Origin of the sequence: Arthrobacter sp. IK3 (assembly GCF_051337705.1) — a bacterium.
In the GTDB taxonomy this organism is placed as follows: domain Bacteria; phylum Actinomycetota; class Actinomycetes; order Actinomycetales; family Micrococcaceae; genus Arthrobacter_B; species Arthrobacter_B koreensis.
In genome coordinates this window covers 87,081-102,450 of record NZ_JBPPSW010000003.1, presented here as the reverse complement: position 1 = coordinate 102,450, position 15,370 = coordinate 87,081, and the positions used below count along the sequence as shown (strand labels likewise).

At 64.0% G+C, this 15,370-nt stretch carries 13 protein-coding genes; 10 read left to right on the top strand and 3 right to left on the bottom strand.

The genetic code is table 11. The features are described 5' to 3' along the window. Nucleotides 1–28: 28 nt before the first annotated feature. The 8 genes from ACSLGO_RS04820 (at nucleotide 29) to ACSLGO_RS04785 (ending at nucleotide 9,694) form a co-directional block, all read left to right on the top strand. Nucleotides 29–4,438 carry an FtsK/SpoIIIE domain-containing protein gene (locus tag ACSLGO_RS04820; protein ID WP_436400232.1) on the top strand — a complete coding sequence of 1,470 codons (4,410 nt, stop codon included), beginning with the start codon at nucleotides 29–31 and terminating at the stop codon, nucleotides 4,436–4,438. Between the two features lie 60 nt (nucleotides 4,439–4,498). Next, the gene (locus ACSLGO_RS04815) at nucleotides 4,499–5,356 is read left to right on the top strand and encodes a metal-dependent hydrolase (RefSeq protein ID WP_436400230.1); all 858 of its coding nucleotides are present in this window, start codon (nucleotides 4,499–4,501) and stop codon (nucleotides 5,354–5,356) included. A 38-nt stretch (nucleotides 5,357–5,394) separates the two neighbouring features. After that, on the top strand, nucleotides 5,395–5,874 hold the full coding sequence (locus tag ACSLGO_RS04810) for a hypothetical protein (RefSeq protein WP_436400228.1): 480 nt from the start codon (nucleotides 5,395–5,397) through the stop codon (nucleotides 5,872–5,874). Nucleotides 5,875–6,067: 193 nt separating this feature from the next. Continuing rightward, on the top strand, nucleotides 6,068–6,460 hold the full coding sequence (locus ACSLGO_RS04805; RefSeq protein ID WP_436400226.1) for a 5' nucleotidase, NT5C type: 393 nt from the start codon (nucleotides 6,068–6,070) through the stop codon (nucleotides 6,458–6,460). 477 nt (nucleotides 6,461–6,937) lie between these two features. After that, nucleotides 6,938–7,810: a hypothetical protein gene (locus tag ACSLGO_RS04800; RefSeq protein ID WP_436400223.1), complete on the top strand. Its 873-nt coding sequence runs from the start codon at nucleotides 6,938–6,940 to the stop codon at nucleotides 7,808–7,810. After that, complete coding sequence (locus tag ACSLGO_RS04795) at nucleotides 7,807–8,223, top strand: hypothetical protein (protein WP_436400221.1); 417 nt, start codon at nucleotides 7,807–7,809, stop codon at nucleotides 8,221–8,223. Before ACSLGO_RS04800 ends, ACSLGO_RS04795 begins: the two co-directional genes overlap by 4 nt. 88 nt (nucleotides 8,224–8,311) lie before the next feature. Further along, nucleotides 8,312–8,551, top strand: coding sequence for a hypothetical protein (locus ACSLGO_RS04790; RefSeq protein ID WP_436400220.1), 240 nt, complete (start codon nucleotides 8,312–8,314; stop codon nucleotides 8,549–8,551). A gap of 123 nt (nucleotides 8,552–8,674) precedes the next feature. After that, complete coding sequence (locus tag ACSLGO_RS04785) at nucleotides 8,675–9,694, top strand: hypothetical protein (protein WP_436400218.1); 1,020 nt, start codon at nucleotides 8,675–8,677, stop codon at nucleotides 9,692–9,694. Between the two features lie 65 nt (nucleotides 9,695–9,759). On the opposite strand, the gene ACSLGO_RS04780 is transcribed toward ACSLGO_RS04785, so the two are convergent. After that, nucleotides 9,760–10,572 carry a metallophosphoesterase family protein gene (locus tag ACSLGO_RS04780; protein ID WP_436400216.1) on the bottom strand — a complete coding sequence of 271 codons (813 nt, stop codon included), beginning with the start codon at nucleotides 10,570–10,572 and terminating at the stop codon, nucleotides 9,760–9,762. 2,213 nt (nucleotides 10,573–12,785) lie between these two features. On the opposite strand from ACSLGO_RS04780, the gene ACSLGO_RS04775 reads away from it, so the two are divergent. Next, nucleotides 12,786–13,445: a ParA family protein gene (locus ACSLGO_RS04775; protein ID WP_436400215.1), complete on the top strand. Its 660-nt coding sequence runs from the start codon at nucleotides 12,786–12,788 to the stop codon at nucleotides 13,443–13,445. Between the two features lie 6 nt (nucleotides 13,446–13,451). Further along, a complete protein-coding gene (locus tag ACSLGO_RS04770; RefSeq protein WP_436400213.1) occupies nucleotides 13,452–14,030 on the top strand; it encodes a hypothetical protein in 579 nt (192 codons plus the stop codon). Between the two features lie 118 nt (nucleotides 14,031–14,148). Here the strand turns inward: ACSLGO_RS04770 and ACSLGO_RS04765 are convergent, their stop codons facing one another. Further along, nucleotides 14,149–14,700 carry a hypothetical protein gene (locus ACSLGO_RS04765; RefSeq protein WP_436400211.1) on the bottom strand — a complete coding sequence of 184 codons (552 nt, stop codon included), beginning with the start codon at nucleotides 14,698–14,700 and terminating at the stop codon, nucleotides 14,149–14,151. After that, nucleotides 14,612–15,322, bottom strand: a complete 711-nt coding sequence (locus tag ACSLGO_RS04760; protein ID WP_436400209.1) for a hypothetical protein — start codon at nucleotides 15,320–15,322, stop codon at nucleotides 14,612–14,614. The genes ACSLGO_RS04765 and ACSLGO_RS04760 overlap by 89 nt, the downstream gene beginning before the upstream one ends. Between the last annotated feature and the right edge of the window lie 48 nt (nucleotides 15,323–15,370).

Genomic DNA, 15,370 nt, shown 5'->3' with positions numbered 1-15,370 from the left:
GAAGAACATCACCAGGAGGAGCCCGCTTATGGCGGCACGCAGAAACCAGGCGCCCGGAAAGCCGGTCACCGGCATCGCCCTACTCGCAGGAGCGGCCGTCGCCGGCTTCGGAATCTACTCCGGCTACCCGGGCCTGGCCGCGGTGTGGGCGGCACTGATCGTCAACGCCTGGACGTACCCGCCGGCCATGTTCACCGGCAAGAAAGATGCCCGCGGCTATGCCACCCCGGCCACTCCGGGTGAGAGCGCAGTCATGAACAAGTACCGGTTCTGGGAGGACCTGAAGTTCAAGCTCATTGTGCCCAGCGCTGACTGGCAGCCCTTCGACTTCCATGCAGGACAGGGCGGGGATTCCCAGCTGCCTCCGGTGATGCGCGCCCTTCGCTGGCTGGTACAGGCAGCAACCGTGATTCCTCTGTCATTCCTCGCTGCCGTGTGGGCCGGGACCGCTGCCTATTACCTTCCCGTCTCCAACCCTTACACCGGCGACTGGGGCCAGTGGGTCAACGCTGCAGCTGCGTTCATCGTGGTCGCCCAGGTGACCGCCTCCCGCCGGCGCACCATGGTGGCAGACGACCAGAACCCCGGCGCGCGCATCGACTCCCTCATCGGCCTCGCCGCAATGAAGACAGCGCAGGTCATCGGCCTCACCGTCGGCGGCCTGGCCCTTGGTGCTGTCGCCGGCACAGTACTGAGCGTCATGCTTCCCGTGGCTACCAAGGCAGCGTCGCTGCCTGCCGTGCCCGAGCCTGCCATCTGGATCCTCTGCCTGACGGGCGGGCCGCTGGCCCTGCTGGCACGCCCATGGATCGACCTTGCCCTGGAGCACTGGCGGGTCGTGGTTGCCGCACGCGAGGAATGGCACCCGCGCTGGGTGATGCTCAAGCAGGATCCGGAGCCGCGCCTCATTGACCGGCGCGAGGTCGGCCCGGCCATCATCGACACCTTCGACGCTCCGGCATCCATTGGTGCGATGGCCTACTGGGCCATGGAGCCGAAGATCTCCCCGACCGTCGGCACGGGATCCAAGATGGCGATCATCTCGGTGCCCAACGTTGACTCCAACAACCAGCCGATGCCCGGAACCACCCACCCGCTGCGCTTCGAGATCGTCCGCTGGCCCTCGGACCAGCTGCCCGACGTCAGTGATCCGGAAACCCCTAAGGACGTCGTCGCCGAGCTCGCCCGCTGCGCCATCGTCTGGATGGCGGACAAGAACGGCTTCGCCCGCCCCTTCTTCGATGACGTCCACCTGCTGACCGTTCCGCCGGCACCTCCTGCCACCGAAGGCGAAGACACGGACGGCGCTGACACCGCCCCCCAGGAACCAGCCGGCCGGAATGTGTGGGCCGTGACCTGGATGAATCCGATGGGCCCGCCGGCCAGCTACATCCGTGCCCAGGGCCTGGCGGAGTTCTCTGCCACGTTCGGCCAGCCGGTCCTCGTGGACCACCGTGCTGCAGGCGGCGCCGGCATCCTCTACGTCGGGCCGCTCACGGACGAGAACACGCGCTGGGATCCGCAGTCCCGCCTGGACCGCAGCGCGATGGAGAAGCTCGCTGTCGAGGATGTCTGGGACAACCGGTGGATCGAAGTCATGAAGCAGGGCTCCAACCCGCCGGTCATGCAGTACGAGACCAAGAACGAGGCCGTCCTGCCGACCGGGCAGAGCATCCACCACATGGCGTTCGTGACCCGCCAGGGCATGCCGCCTGCAGAGTTCCGTGCCTTCGAACCCAAGCTGCCTACCGTCCTGGATGCCGCACCGTTCGTCGCCATGACCGGCTTCCCCGGCAGCCGCAAAGGTGAACGCCACCCGCAGGCCTTCTCCGTGTACTGGTCCAAGGATCCCGTGCCCAGCCGCCCTGATGAGCTCAAGCCGGCAGGGGCCGGCGCCCGCGGGCGGGGCCGCGGATCCAGTGACGCCCAGAAGTGGGTGCTGGCCGGCCGCGTCAACGAAGCGTTCAAGGTTGCCCGCCTGGCCGAGCGCCCCGAAGTCGACGTCGTCACCTGCCTGACCCGTCCCGAGTCCCGCCGGCACATCTGGAAGATCGACCTGTCCCTGCACGGCGGCGTCACCCTGGCAGAGCTGCGCGGCCAGGCCAACAAGATCCGCCAGCACTGGGGATCGGAATGGCTGCGCATCGCCGTCAGCCAGGAAGGCAGCATCTCCATCGTTGCCGGTGCACGTCCGGGACGCGACGGAGTGAAGCTGCTGCCCGCCTACGAGAAGATGCTCGCCAAGCTCGACTGGGACCAGATCTTCCTCGACTCCGGTGTCTCCGGCATCGGCGGGCTGCTGCCGGTCCTGGAAGAGATGTCCAAGCTGCCCAAGAACGACGCCGTCGACATCCTGGACTTCGACCTCACCGGCACAGGCCTGGACTTCACTAACTTCACCGCCGCGCGCCCGAAGCTCGAATCGAACTCCGGCAACGCCTACGTGGAACCGCGCCGGGTCAAGGACAAGCCCAACGCCGTGCGCCTCATGGTGTGCGAAGTGAACCCGATGCCGGAGAAGGCCGACTACGACTGGGACCACATTGAGGTCTCCAAGTTCATCCCCTTCGCAACCGGCGTTGAAGGAGAACCGGTCGAATACAACTTCAAGGTTGACCCGCACCTTCTGATCGCCGGCGCATCCGGCGGCGGCAAGTCCGTGCTGCTGCAGTCACTGGCTTTCGGTGCCCTCGTGCGCGGATACGAGCTCTACGTTGCTGACCCGACCAAGGGCGGCGCCGACTTCAAGTTCGCCGAGCCGTATGCCAAGGCGTTCACCGACAGTCCGTTCACGGCCGCGGCCATGATGAAGGGAATCTACGCCGAGGTCGTCCGCCGCAAGAACCTGAACAAGGCCCACGCCGTCGGCAACTACCGGGACCTGCCTGAGGACATCCGGCCGAAGCACATCTGCATCCTCCTGGACGAGTTCACCTCGCTCATGGGCCAGGACCCGGTGCCGACGCCGAGCGACGACCCGGAGATGGACGCCGAACGGGACATGGTGCTGGCCATCAACCGGGCCAAGACCGAGGTCGGCGTCTACGCGGGCAAGATCGCCCGTGAGGCTCGCTCTGCCGGCGTCACCCTGTTCCTGGCCACGCAGAAGCTCTCCGCCAAGATGCTCGACACCATTCCCGGTGCCGGGGACCTGAAGGTCAACCTCTCCCGGCTCCTGCTGGGCAAGGCCACCTACGGCGACAAGCAGTCCGCACTGCGCGCACCGCAGGACGCACCGGACCTTGGGGATGCCATCCCGCCGGGCCGCGGACTGTTCGAGACCACCGCCGGCGCGGCCATGGCCATCCAGGCCTGGTACAACCCCGCCGAGCAGAAGATCCTCGCGGAGAAGCTCGTGGGCGTCGTGGAAGTCCTGGCGGAGGACCGGAAACTCGACCTGGTCCCGTTCATGCCGAAGATGCCCGAACCGTACGGCGAAGAGATCGCACAGCCGGCAGCGGACCGGATCGTTGACCTCGGTGAAATCGAGATCGCACTCGACGACCTGGACTGGTCGGACATGGATCTCTCCGCCGGCGACGAGACGGACGACGATGACGGCAGCGACAGTGAGGAAGCTGCGTTCATCCCGCCGGTCATCGAAGACGAAACAGCCGCCGTCTTCCTGGACATTGACGGGGCACTGGCACCGATGACCCACGGTCCCGGGATGATTCGCCTCGACGTCCCCTTCCGCGGCGCTGTTGCCTTCCGGCCCGAGATCCTGGCCCGCACTGCGGAGCTGCCCGTCCGGCAGGTCTGGCTCACCTCCTGGGTCTCCGATGCACCCGAACACCTGGGGCACCTGCTTCCGCGCGCCGTCGAGGCCATGGAGTCCGGGGCAGATGACACCGGCTGGTGGAAGATCGACGCCGCACTGGCCTGGCTTGCCGAGAACCCCGAGGTCCGCAGGATCGTCTGGTTCGACGATGAGCTCGCCGCCGAGGACTTCATCCTGGGCATCCCCTACCGGGACATCGCAGCTGACGCTTTCCGCGATGCAGGCATCGACGCCCTCCTGTGCGTTCCGAACCAGGACGAGGGCCTGACCCTGGAAATGCTCGATGAGGCTGAGGCATTCCTGACGGGAACCGATTTCCTGCCGCAGGAGGAAGAGGCGCCACAGCTCCTTCAGACAAAGACGGCTCAGGACGTTACGGCGCCGGCTGCCGAAGAGGATCCGGCCGGTGACGATGACTGGGACTTCGACGCGGACCGCGCCCGTGCCGCGAAGCAGGAATACGCCCCCGCAGAGGACGCTTCGGTTCCGGCACCTGAACCGGAGCCGGCCGCGCAGGACGAGGAAGACGACGACCCCTTCGCAGCGCCGGCGGCCCCGGCGGCTTCTGTGCCTGCCGCTGACGAGGACCCGTTTGCCGATCCGCTCCCCCGCCGTGCGGCCAGGACGGTGCCCCAGGACGAAGACCCCTTCGCCTGATCCAGCTGCCGGAGGTTCAGCACGGGCCTCCGACACACCTCCTTTGAAAGGACCACTCCCATGATGGGATCCCACCACGCAGCCTGCGGCGCAGCCGCCTGGGTTGCGCTCACCACGCAAATCCACGTGGACCTTTCCGCACTGACGGAAAAGCTGGGCTGGGGCGGGGCAGGCTTCGACATCGGCCTGGGGCTGCTTGAGGTCAGCCCCGTAGGAGTCATCACCGGCGCCCTCGTGACCGCCGGCGCGGCCCTGCTGCCGGATGCCGACCACCACAACGCGACCATCGCCCACTCACTTCCGCCGCTGTCCAACGCCATGTGCGCAGGCATCGGGAAGATCTCCGGCGGACACCGCCACGGAACACACTCAATCATCGGCATCATCGCCTTCGTTGCCGCGGCCTGGATCGCCGGGCTGTGGACCATCGAAACTGACCTGTTCGGCACCATCTTCCCGGGAGCCGGCCTGATGTCCGTGCTGCTGGTCAGCTTCGCCGCCAAGGCACTGAAGATCATCCCTGACCGGATGCGGAAATCCCCCTGGGCGGTGGGTCTGGCCGTTGGAGCCTTCATCACGCTCTTCGCACCGGAGGAACAGTTCTGGTTCCCGCTGGCGATGGGCATCGGAGTGATCGTCCACATCCTGGGCGACATGATGACCACCGGGGGCTGCAACCTGGCCTGGCCGTTCACCATCAAACCCCCGAAGGCCTGGCAGAACATCCCGGTGCTGAAGGACTGCTGGAAGAAGAACGGCTACCTGGCCGTGCCCGTGCTGGGCAACGCCGGCTCTGCCCGTGAATGGCTCCTGCTGATTCCCATTGGCCTCTATGCAATCATCGGCGTCGGCGCGACCATGGTGGGGATGGGCCAGGACGGTTTGAGCCGCATAGTTGCGATGACGGGAATGGGCTGATGGGAAGCGATGAAGGCCTTGCCGCACACATGGGGAATATGACTCCAACAGCCTTTGACGCCGCCTACGAAACCACCCTGGGACCAGACCTCACACGCGAACTGCTCAGCTTCCCGAAACCTTCGGCGAGAGACCTCCTCGCCCTGACCGGACCGGCTGAGGCCCTGCGTGAGTCCTACCCCGAATACTGGGAAGGCGGCCGGGCACCGGCGACGTTCGCTGCCGCAGCTGCCGAGGTTGAGGCATCCCTCCCCGACCTTCTCCCCTCACGCCGGGAACACCTGGGAACGCTCATCCACTTCGCAGTTCACACGGAAATGAAGCACTGGAGGGACCCGGGTTACGTTGAGCATCCCGACCAGGACTACGAGCTGCTCATCGACCCATGCGATTACGTCTCCGAAGAGCACCTTCTGGAGGAGGGGCAGGAGAGGAACCAGTCACTCTGGGCAGACCTTGCCAACACGGCAGCCTTCCACGCTGCGGTTGAGAATGCTGCCGTCCACCGGGCGGCCTGAGTGGCGGCTCCCCGCGGCCGGGACACGACGGTGCTCGTCGATATGGACGAGGTGATCGCCTACTACCTCGAAGCACTCGACGCAGCGCTGCTCGCCGCAGACCCCGGCTATCCCCTGCTGGCCTATGAGGCACGGCAGCATTACAACCACGTCGGCGGCCCCGGGATTCAACCCGGCTTCCCTGGAGGCGGGCATGAACACTGCCGGACTCTTCGCATCCCTGCGTCCCGTCGAAGGCGCCGTCGAAGCCCTGCACGAGATGGCCGGCGAAAACCTGAACGTCCTCATCGTCACCACCCCGACCTTCGGGAACCCGACCTGCGTGCAGGACAAATACGAGTGGGTGGCCGGGCATCTGGGCCGTGAATGGGTCAACCGGACCATCATCGCCTACGACAAGACAGCGGTCTCCGGGGCTGTCCTGATCGACGACAAACCCCGCATCACCGGTTCGATGGAGCCCTCATGGAGGCATCTGCTCTTCTCCAGGCCCTACAACCGCTACGTCGAATCTGTTCCGCGGATCGAGAAATGGGAGGACTGGAGAGGCTCCGTGCTGCCTCTGATGGAGGCCGTGAACGCCTGAGAGGCCCCAAAAGCAGTCCATGGCAGGTCCCGAACAGCTTTTTCCAGTCCGATTCGGGGGTTCTGCCGACGATCCGGCGACCGGTTTAGGTGCCTCTGCCGACATACACGGGGGCACCCTACCCCCGTTTTGGCCCGGGATTCCGGGGTTTTTGAGATCAGCGCCGACAAGACCAACGCTGACGACAGGGGGAGGACGCCTATAGAGGGTGTCCATATAAGTAATTTGAGAGAGGGGGAAACACATAGGGCCCCTTATATATATATAACTCTTAACTTGTCGGTTTAGTTGGTTATATATGGAGGCCCCCCTTTCTTCCCTTTATCTACGGGGATTTTCTCTGCCGACATGATCCCGGTTTTCGTCGGTTGGGTGTCGGTTCCTGTCGGCCGGGCTGTCGGCAGGCCAAATAGCCTCCCAAGAGCGTAAGGCACGGCGCGCTGGCGGTGACTCCGCGGAGCCGCACACAGAAGGGGCATGAACACACCCCAGAACCGGCGCCCCGAGGGCACCCCCGCAGGCGGGCAGTTTGCCCCGAACAATCATCCTGAAGCCGGCGGCGTTGCCCTGGCTGATTCAGCCTCCCGGCCGATCATCCTCAACCAGGGCGAAGACGACGTCTACCCTGAGCTGGCTGACGGAGAGGTCATCGAGCGGCTCACCGTCAGCCGCGACGAAGAGGACCCGGACAAGTACTTCGTCTACCCGTCCCGCGCAGTGAACTTCCACGCCCTCGTCGAGCACCACCAGCCTGACCTGGATGAGGACGCACGCGAAGAGTGGCTGAACCGCTACCAGCCGGCCATCGACGATTTCATGAGCACCCGCTACGGCGCTGAGCTCTCCGGTGATGACTGGAACTCCATCGACGCCGAGTGCTCCGTCATCATCAATGACCCGAACCCCACTGAGGGCAGGATCTCCGACGCCGCCTGGAACGAGACCCGCATCGTCGCCCTGGCCAACGAAGAGGACCCCGGGACGTTCGGTACCGAGAATCTCTCCCGCCTGCTCTTCGAGCACGTTGAAGCCACCGCCTGCGTCCCCGACTTCCACACCCGCAAGGCCGAGTCCGAACGCATGAGCGCCGATGAAGCGGACCGCATCGTCGAAGAACGCCTGGGCAAGCGCGAGCTCCCCGACGCCGCCGCACTGCACATCGCCTACGAAATGGGGATGAGCGGGCCCTACCCGACCATGGCCCGCTTCGCGCGCACCGGGCTCGGCAACAAGGAAGAGATCCGCAGCGACCTCCGCAAGATCTACGAACGCGACCAGCACAGTCCCAGGGCCACCCGACGCGGCGACATGCTCTTCACGTACCTCCAGCACGGAGGAGACAACTCATGAGGTTCCTTCCACGCGTCCAGCCGGGTGTACCGGCCGGAGGACAGTTCACGTCCAAGTCCCAGTCCGAGTCGCCCGTGACGCTGGCGGACCGCAGGCGCCATGAGAACGTCCTGTTCCAGAACCTTGCCGGCGGCAAAATGGATGCGGGCAACCGCAGGCGCCTGGCACGCAACGCTGCACTCCAGGCGGTCTCGGACGGCACGGCGGCCAGGATGCTGGGAAGCTCCGGAATCAACGACCTCGGCCTCATAGAGTCCGCTGCCCGCCAGGACACCAAGCTGGACCGGGCACTGGAAGAGGTCGTGAAGCTGGAGCAGGCAAGCCCCGGCCGCGTCCCCTCGAATGCCCTTGGCTATCACCTGTGCAAGCAGCTGCTGCTGGCAGAACGACGACCTCAGCGCATGGCGTCCTGATGAAGACCCGCTGCCCCGTGCAGCGGGTCTTCCCGGTCCCGCCCCGAAAGCGGTGAGAGGCACACAGCCGTCCGCACACATAGGGTCCATGACCCAGACTGTGACAGCACCGGACGAAACCCGCATCAACGAGCAGCGAGCCCTGGCCGGCAGGCTTGGCATCGAAACCAGCTCAGCCACCTACATCGCCCGGACACTCGAACTGCTTCCCGATGCCGAGGCCGCAGCCCAGGCCACCGTCCTTGCCTCAGCCTACGAACTGGAACCGGGCGACGTCACCGAGATCAGTAAGGTCTTCGGCCGCCGCAGGCACGCCGCAGCAGCCTGACCCCCATCCAGCGAAGCACCGCAGACCATCCCAGGACTGCGGTGCTTTTCCTTTCCCGGAGACTCGCAGACTGCGCGCCGCCGCCCGGCAGCCGTTTACAGCGCCAGCCGCACACAGGCAGGTATGACACTTCCACGCACACTAAAGCGCCAGCCCCAAGGGATTCCAGCCGGCGGGCAGTTCGCCCATGACATCAAGAACGAAGCCCCCGGTATCACCCTCCAGGCCGGCCATTCACCCGAACGGGTCGCCGATGCCACGGACGAACTCAAGAAGCGCCGGCAGCAGTCCTGGCCGGCCATGGTTGAACAGCTGCACCGTGAAGAGGGAGCCTGGGCTGCCTCGAACGCTGCGCTCGGTGCCCGGGAGCTCTTCTCCAATGCCGACTCCCTGGAGTACAGCGTGGACACTGACGGCACGATCACCGAGCTGGAGATCCTGAACGACGGCGACCTGGTGGGTTCAGTCTGGCTGGATTCAGCAGGCCGGTATCGGGGATCCAGTGACTGGATCGAGAAGCGTGTACTCACCCACCTCAACTACCGCAGCCTGGACAGCCTCACAGATCAGGGTGCCACGGTTCAGTACAGCCCCGCCGGTGCCGGCCTGAAGATGGTCCGCGTGCCGTTCGGTGAGGTCCTCGACAAAGCGCATGCACGCCACGCCGGTGACACCTCAACGCCCCCTTCTGCAGCCGCGGTCAGCGATGCGCTGTCGGCCCGCCAGGTCGAATCGTGGCACGGCGCCATGGAACGGCACGAGCAGGAAGAAACCGCCTGGGCTGCATCCAGGGCTGCAATCAATGCCCGTGAAGTCTTTCCGGACGCGGACCTGGACGAACTCGATTACTTCGTCGACGCCGACGGAAATGTCACCGGGGTGGAGGTCCTCAGCAGGGGCCTCCCCGTCATGTCGCTGTACACGAACGAAGACGGTACGGTCAGCGCCCTCGGCCGGAACGGCAAGCTCCACGGGCCGGTCCTTAAGCCCGTCAGTTCAGCCGGTCTGCAGCAGATGCAGGACCAGGGGGCAACGGTCCGGGAAGACACCCGTGACGACGAGGCTGCGGCCGGCGGCGGGAAGATCGTGAACCTGCGTTTTGATGACGTCATCCTGAACGCGGCAGCCAGGCTGGACAGCTAGACGGTACGGCTCGAAGGCAAAGAGGAGATGCAGCACAGGCCGCATCCCCTCTTCTGTTTGTTCGCCTAGGCGGCTGCCGGAGCGTCTTCCAGGCCGCGGACCTGAAGTGTTGCCAGATCAAGGACCGCAAGGTTCCCTGTCCTGCCGTCCATGTCCATCACATGGACCGTTGTCGTGCTTCCGGGAAGCACCTGGCTGGTGCGCTGGTGCCAGTGCCCGGAAAAGACGAGGGCAGGATCCGTGTTGCGAACAGCGTCCAGCAGCAGGAGCCTGCCCGAGTAGGACTCACGCTCTATGGCATCAGGAAGTACGAGTGTCTTCCGGAGGTCGACACCTGCCGGCACATCATGGGCCACAAGGACATCAACGGGGTCGGTGCCGAGTGCGTCGACGTCGCCCGGGGTGAGGACTTCCTCCGGCCACCAGCTTTCCCCCCTGGTCAGGAAGCGCCTGTTGATCGAGAAGGCGCCGCCCAGTCCTGCGAACCGCACTCCCCCGATGGTGAACCTGTGTCCGCGGGGGATGTACTTCAGCCGGGCGCTGATGATGCCGAATCCGTCCCGGTCCAGGGGCAAAGCCCGCAGGGCAGTGTGGTGGTCGTGGTTGCCGTCCACGAAGAGCATGTTCATGTCGAGCTCTTCGAGCACGCGGCAAAGTGTCACGGTGAAGGCGTCGTAGTACCTGGCGCCGGGGATGAGCGCCGCTTCGTCCGGTGTCAGGGGCCCGTCGATGGCCTCGGGCCACAGGACACGCAGGTCCCCAACATGGATGACGGTCCGGTACCCCGCCGCAGAGATCCGCTGCAGGGTCTTCTTCATCCACACGGTGTTTCCGTGCCAGTCCCCTGCCAGGACAATTTTTGCTGTTTCGTCGTTCATGCACGTCATGTGTGCGGAGAGTTCCTGATTTGACGCAGAGGGCTGTACGCCGATCTAAGGGCCCAGCGGGCCCCTGAATGGCCCGAGGGACTCCCTGAGGGGTTTTAGGCGCCCTCTGAGGCGCTCAGGGGCTGCCATCTGCACTCAAAGGCTTCACTCCGCACTCAACGTGTCCTGGTCGGATCCATGACGGGAAGCATCCGGCGGGTTTGGCCGGCAGCGCCAAACCGTTTTCCCCGCGACCAGAGCGACAGACTCTGTTACAGACAGACTCCGGCAGTCGCAGACTCTGTAACTGATGAGCCAGGCCCGGACACGCTCCACTCCCCCGCAGATCAGGCGCCAGACCGCCCCAGGAAGCTCTCATCCGGACCGCAACCGGAACTCTGTGAGTTTCAGACTCCGGGGCTCTGTCAGTCCCGAAGAACAGACACCGAGACTCAGGCACTCACAGAGTATGGGAGTCTCAGGGTCTGGGAGTACCAGAGTCACAGGGTCCGGCTGCCAGGACATCCACAGACTCTGCTAGTCCGTCACAAACAGAGCAACAGACCCCCAGGCTCCGGAAGTCTGTCACTACGGGGTCACGCGACTCTGTTACTCACAGAGTGCCGGAACTCCAGCTCACGGACTCTGCAACTCCGTGATTTACAGAGCCTCTGACTGCCAGACTCCGGCACTCTGCAAGACACAGACTCTGGAAGGGTGGGTCCGTGAATAACAGAGTCCAGGAGTCAGGAAGTCTGTCACCGCGTCACCACCGGACTAACAGACTCCGGCAGTCTGGATGCCGCTAGTTCCAGCTCTGTTAGTCCGTTACTCAGTGGGTCTACCCAGGCCTGGGGACCCTGTCACTCAGGGACTCTGTTACTCACGGACCGCAAGGCGGGCCTATGTAATCGGGGTAACAGACTCCGGCACTCTGTGACTCTGTTGCGCATAGCGTCCGTCTAGGACTCATTCGACGTGGCTGCAAGTCTGGAAGTCTGCAACTCCGGCAGTCTGTAACTCACGGGTCCGGTTGCAGGATTCTGCGCTGTGGATCTCTGTCACTCTGTAGCTTCCAAGGCAAACTGAGTCTGTGACATACAGGCACTCGGATTCTGTGACTCTGCGACTCTGTCAGCCTGCGCCTTCCGGTGCGCGGCCACTTGGGCAGGCTGTGAGATTCCCTGGCTGTCATCGGCCTGGGCTATCCACTCACAGAGTGCCGGACATAAAGACTCACGTCTCGGCCAGCGCAGCATTGCTGCAGGAGCCGCGGAGTCGCAGAGAAACAGGCTCACAGAGTTGGCATTTACAGAGTCTGTGAGTTACAGACCCGCAGACCCTGAAAGTCTGTGGGTTTAGCCGTGCGAGATGCCAGGGGCATTCCGGGGTCCGCCGATCGCTGACTCTGTGACTCCGTGTCTCTGTGACCCACAGTGATACAGACTCTGTGAGTCACAGCCGCCGAGTGACAGAGTCTCAGAGCTACGGCCACACAGACTCTGTTACCCGCGGAGTCTGTAAGTCTGTTGCCTGAAGATCCGATGACTGCCTAGGCCTGCGAGTCTGCGTCTCTGTGAAACACAGACTCTGTTACTGCCGGACTCTGGCAGCAGACTCGTCTGTGGCTCTGTGAGTTCGGAGTCTGTTAGTGACAGAGGATCGGACTGCCTGAGTCTGTCATTTCCCGTTTAGTGGCCGTGGCGGTACGGCCGGCGCAACCACCACGGCCACATACTAGGGACGCCCTCTGCAACGGACGTTCCTGCAGACTCACCGACTCTGTGGGTCTGTAACTAACAGAGTGACAGGCCCTGTTTGTCGGTTTCCTGGGCCACCGGAGCCCAAGGGGGGAGAGCTCCAGTGCCAGGATCCCGCCTGCAGTCCCTGACTACACCAATGATCCAGAGCGGGGGAGCGGGGTGCCAATCCTGATAAAAACCTGCATCAGGGTGGTATTTCGGGGCAGGGGAGCGGTGTTACAGACTCACAGACTCCGGCACTCGGTGACTCGGTTAGTCTGTGCTTTTGTCAGTCGCAGAGTGACAGACTCTGCGTGTCTGGCACTAAATCCATGGAAAAACTGTTTTCTGCTGGTAGTTTTGAGCTAAATCGCATGCCGGCGACGAGGGATGTTGCAGATCCCGCCCTTTTGCCCTTCCTGTCTTCACTGCAGGGGGAGTCCTTCAACGTCGGTACCATCCGCCGTATGAGAAGGAACATCTATGAGGGTCGTCGCCGTCGCTAATCAAAAGGGTGGTGCAGGGAAATCCACCACCGTGATGAACCTGGCCGCTGTCGCAGCGGAACACTCCAAGGTGCTTGTCGTGGACGTGGACCCGCAGAAGTCTGTCACTACGTGGGCTGAGACTGCCGATTCCCTTCCGGAAGGCAAGCAGCTTCCCTTCGATGTGGTCAGCGAGACAGACCCTTCCCTGCTGAAGCAGATGCGCGATCTGGACTACGACACTATCTACGTGGACACTCCGGGCAACCTGGACAACTCCGAAGTCCTCAAGGCTGTGGTGGACAACTCGGATTTCGTCCTGCTGCCCAGCGAGCCGGCAGCCCTGGCGATGCTTCCTCTAATCAACACGTACACCTCGATCGTGAAGCCCAGTGGCCTGGACTACCGCGTGCTGGTTACCCAGGTTGATTCCAGGTCGATCTCCGATGCGAACGAGGCGCAGGAGACGCTGCGTGAATACGGGCTGAAGGTGCTCAAGTCATACGTCCGCTCCTACAAGATCCATGAGCGCGCGCCCATGACGGGCAACGTGGCCACCACATACGAAGCCAGCAGGAACGCCGAGAAGGCAGCCGGCGATTACAAAGACGTCGCCCGGGAGCTGCTGAGCATCTGGGTCAACGAGAGCAAGGGGTAGCAAACCATGGCAGTGAAGAGAAGCTTCAAGGACATGCTCCCTCCGGCAGCCAAGGTGACGGAGGAACCTGTTGCCGCCGTCGTGGAGGAGCCAGCAGCCCCGGCCCCCCAGGTCTCCGCCGCGGCTCCGGTGGCGGAAAGCGCAGCTGCAGCTGCAGTCTCACCGGCCCCGGCAGAGCAGGCAGCCCAAGTCCAGGTTCCGGTCCAGCCGGAGACTCCGGAACCTGCTCCGGCTGTTCCTGCAACCGAAGCCGCAGCGCCCGCCGCTGTGCCCGCACCCGCACAGGCCCCGGTATCGGCGGTGCAGGAACAGCCTGCGCCGGCTGCGGATCTGTCCGTACCGTCGGGACGTCCCCACTACACCCAGCTTGTCCGGAAGGAGCTGCGGGTCTTCGAAGACCAGGCGGTGGATCTGAAGCTGCTGACAATGTCGCTCAACAACCGCCGCTCAGGTTCGGGGGAGCGGATCACCGACAATACGCTCGTGCGCGTCGCCATCGACCTTCTGCTCCAGCGCAAGGACCAGCTTGCCGGGGCCAGTGAGGCAGCGCTGCGCGAATCACTCAGCTTGCCTCCGCGTTACTGACCAACGACGAAAGCCCCCGCCATGCAGCGGGGGCTTTCGTGTACCTGGCAACGGGGGGGGAGGAAGTGACAGGCTCTGTCACTTCCTGACTCCCAGAGTCTGTTACTACCTGAGTCTGTTAGTTCTGCCACGAGGCGACAGCATGCAGGTCGACGTCGTGGGTGCCGCTCCACTCGTCGTCAATCTCCTGGGCATGCTGCCACCAGTCAGCATCCTGGACGGGCAGCTCCGCGGCAAGATCATCCATGCTGGCACCGGCGAACCCGCGCATGCCATGGAACTCGTGCAGTGCTGCCGCTTCCTCGTAGCCTTCTGAGGAAGCGATGACGTCCCCGGATGCATCATGGATGCCGACCACTGTCATCCCTTCGCCGTCATCCCTGGGCTGGACGCGTATCGTCGCCGCATCAGGGAACCTGCGGAGCGTGTGGATGGCGATCTGTGCCAGTGCGAGGTTGGCGACGTCGTCGATGGCCCGCTGGCGCCTGATGAGTCCGTCACGGTAAAAATTCTCCGTAATGGTCAGCTCACGGTCGCCGATAAAGGCGGGGGAGCGGGGCTGCTGTACAGGCTGCTTGAATTCACTGGAGAGGACGATCGGTGCCTCCCCGTGACCGGTGGAGGTGAACTGGCCGCCGGCAGGGACGCCTTCGGGAACGCGGGCGATCATGCTGCAGCCGTCTCAGCGTCGGAGGGCACCCAGGTGCTGTCCGTGTCCGTGCGGTAAGCCGAGTGGACGACCCCTGCCGTTTCGTCCCAGCCGTAGCCAATACTGCCATCGGCGTCGAGCCTGAGCCGGCTTCCTTCAGGAGGTCGCGCGCCTGTTCGGTCGAGGCAGCGATGACGGACTCGTCGAAAAGCTCGCTGACTTCGTCCTGGACGGTGTCGTAGTCACCGCTGAGGTACCGGCTGACCTGGTCGTCCCTGAGCTTGTCGTCATACTGGACGAAGGCCAGGGCGTAGGTGTCCGAGCCGGCACTAACGCGCTGGATCAGGGCATCGGTTTCCCGCTTCTCATCCAGGCGGACGTTGTACCAGGCTGTCTCGGCTACTGTTCCGTCGTCCAGTGCGACGGTCAGGCCGCTGTCACCATCGACGGCCTTGATGACGCCAGGGTGCTCCCGGCCTTCTTCGTCTTCCCAGAGAACATGCGCACCGGGCTTGTAGATGCGCTCGTCCGGCTGGGGGATAGGGGCGGAGATGCTGACTCCGGACTCGGGATGGGTGGTTTCTGCAAACTGGCCGCCCGTAGGGATTCCCTCGGGCTGGCGGTTCATATGGTGGCTGCTCATGCCCCACCTGTGTGCGGCTTCGACCAGGATCGCGCCGCCGTAGAATTA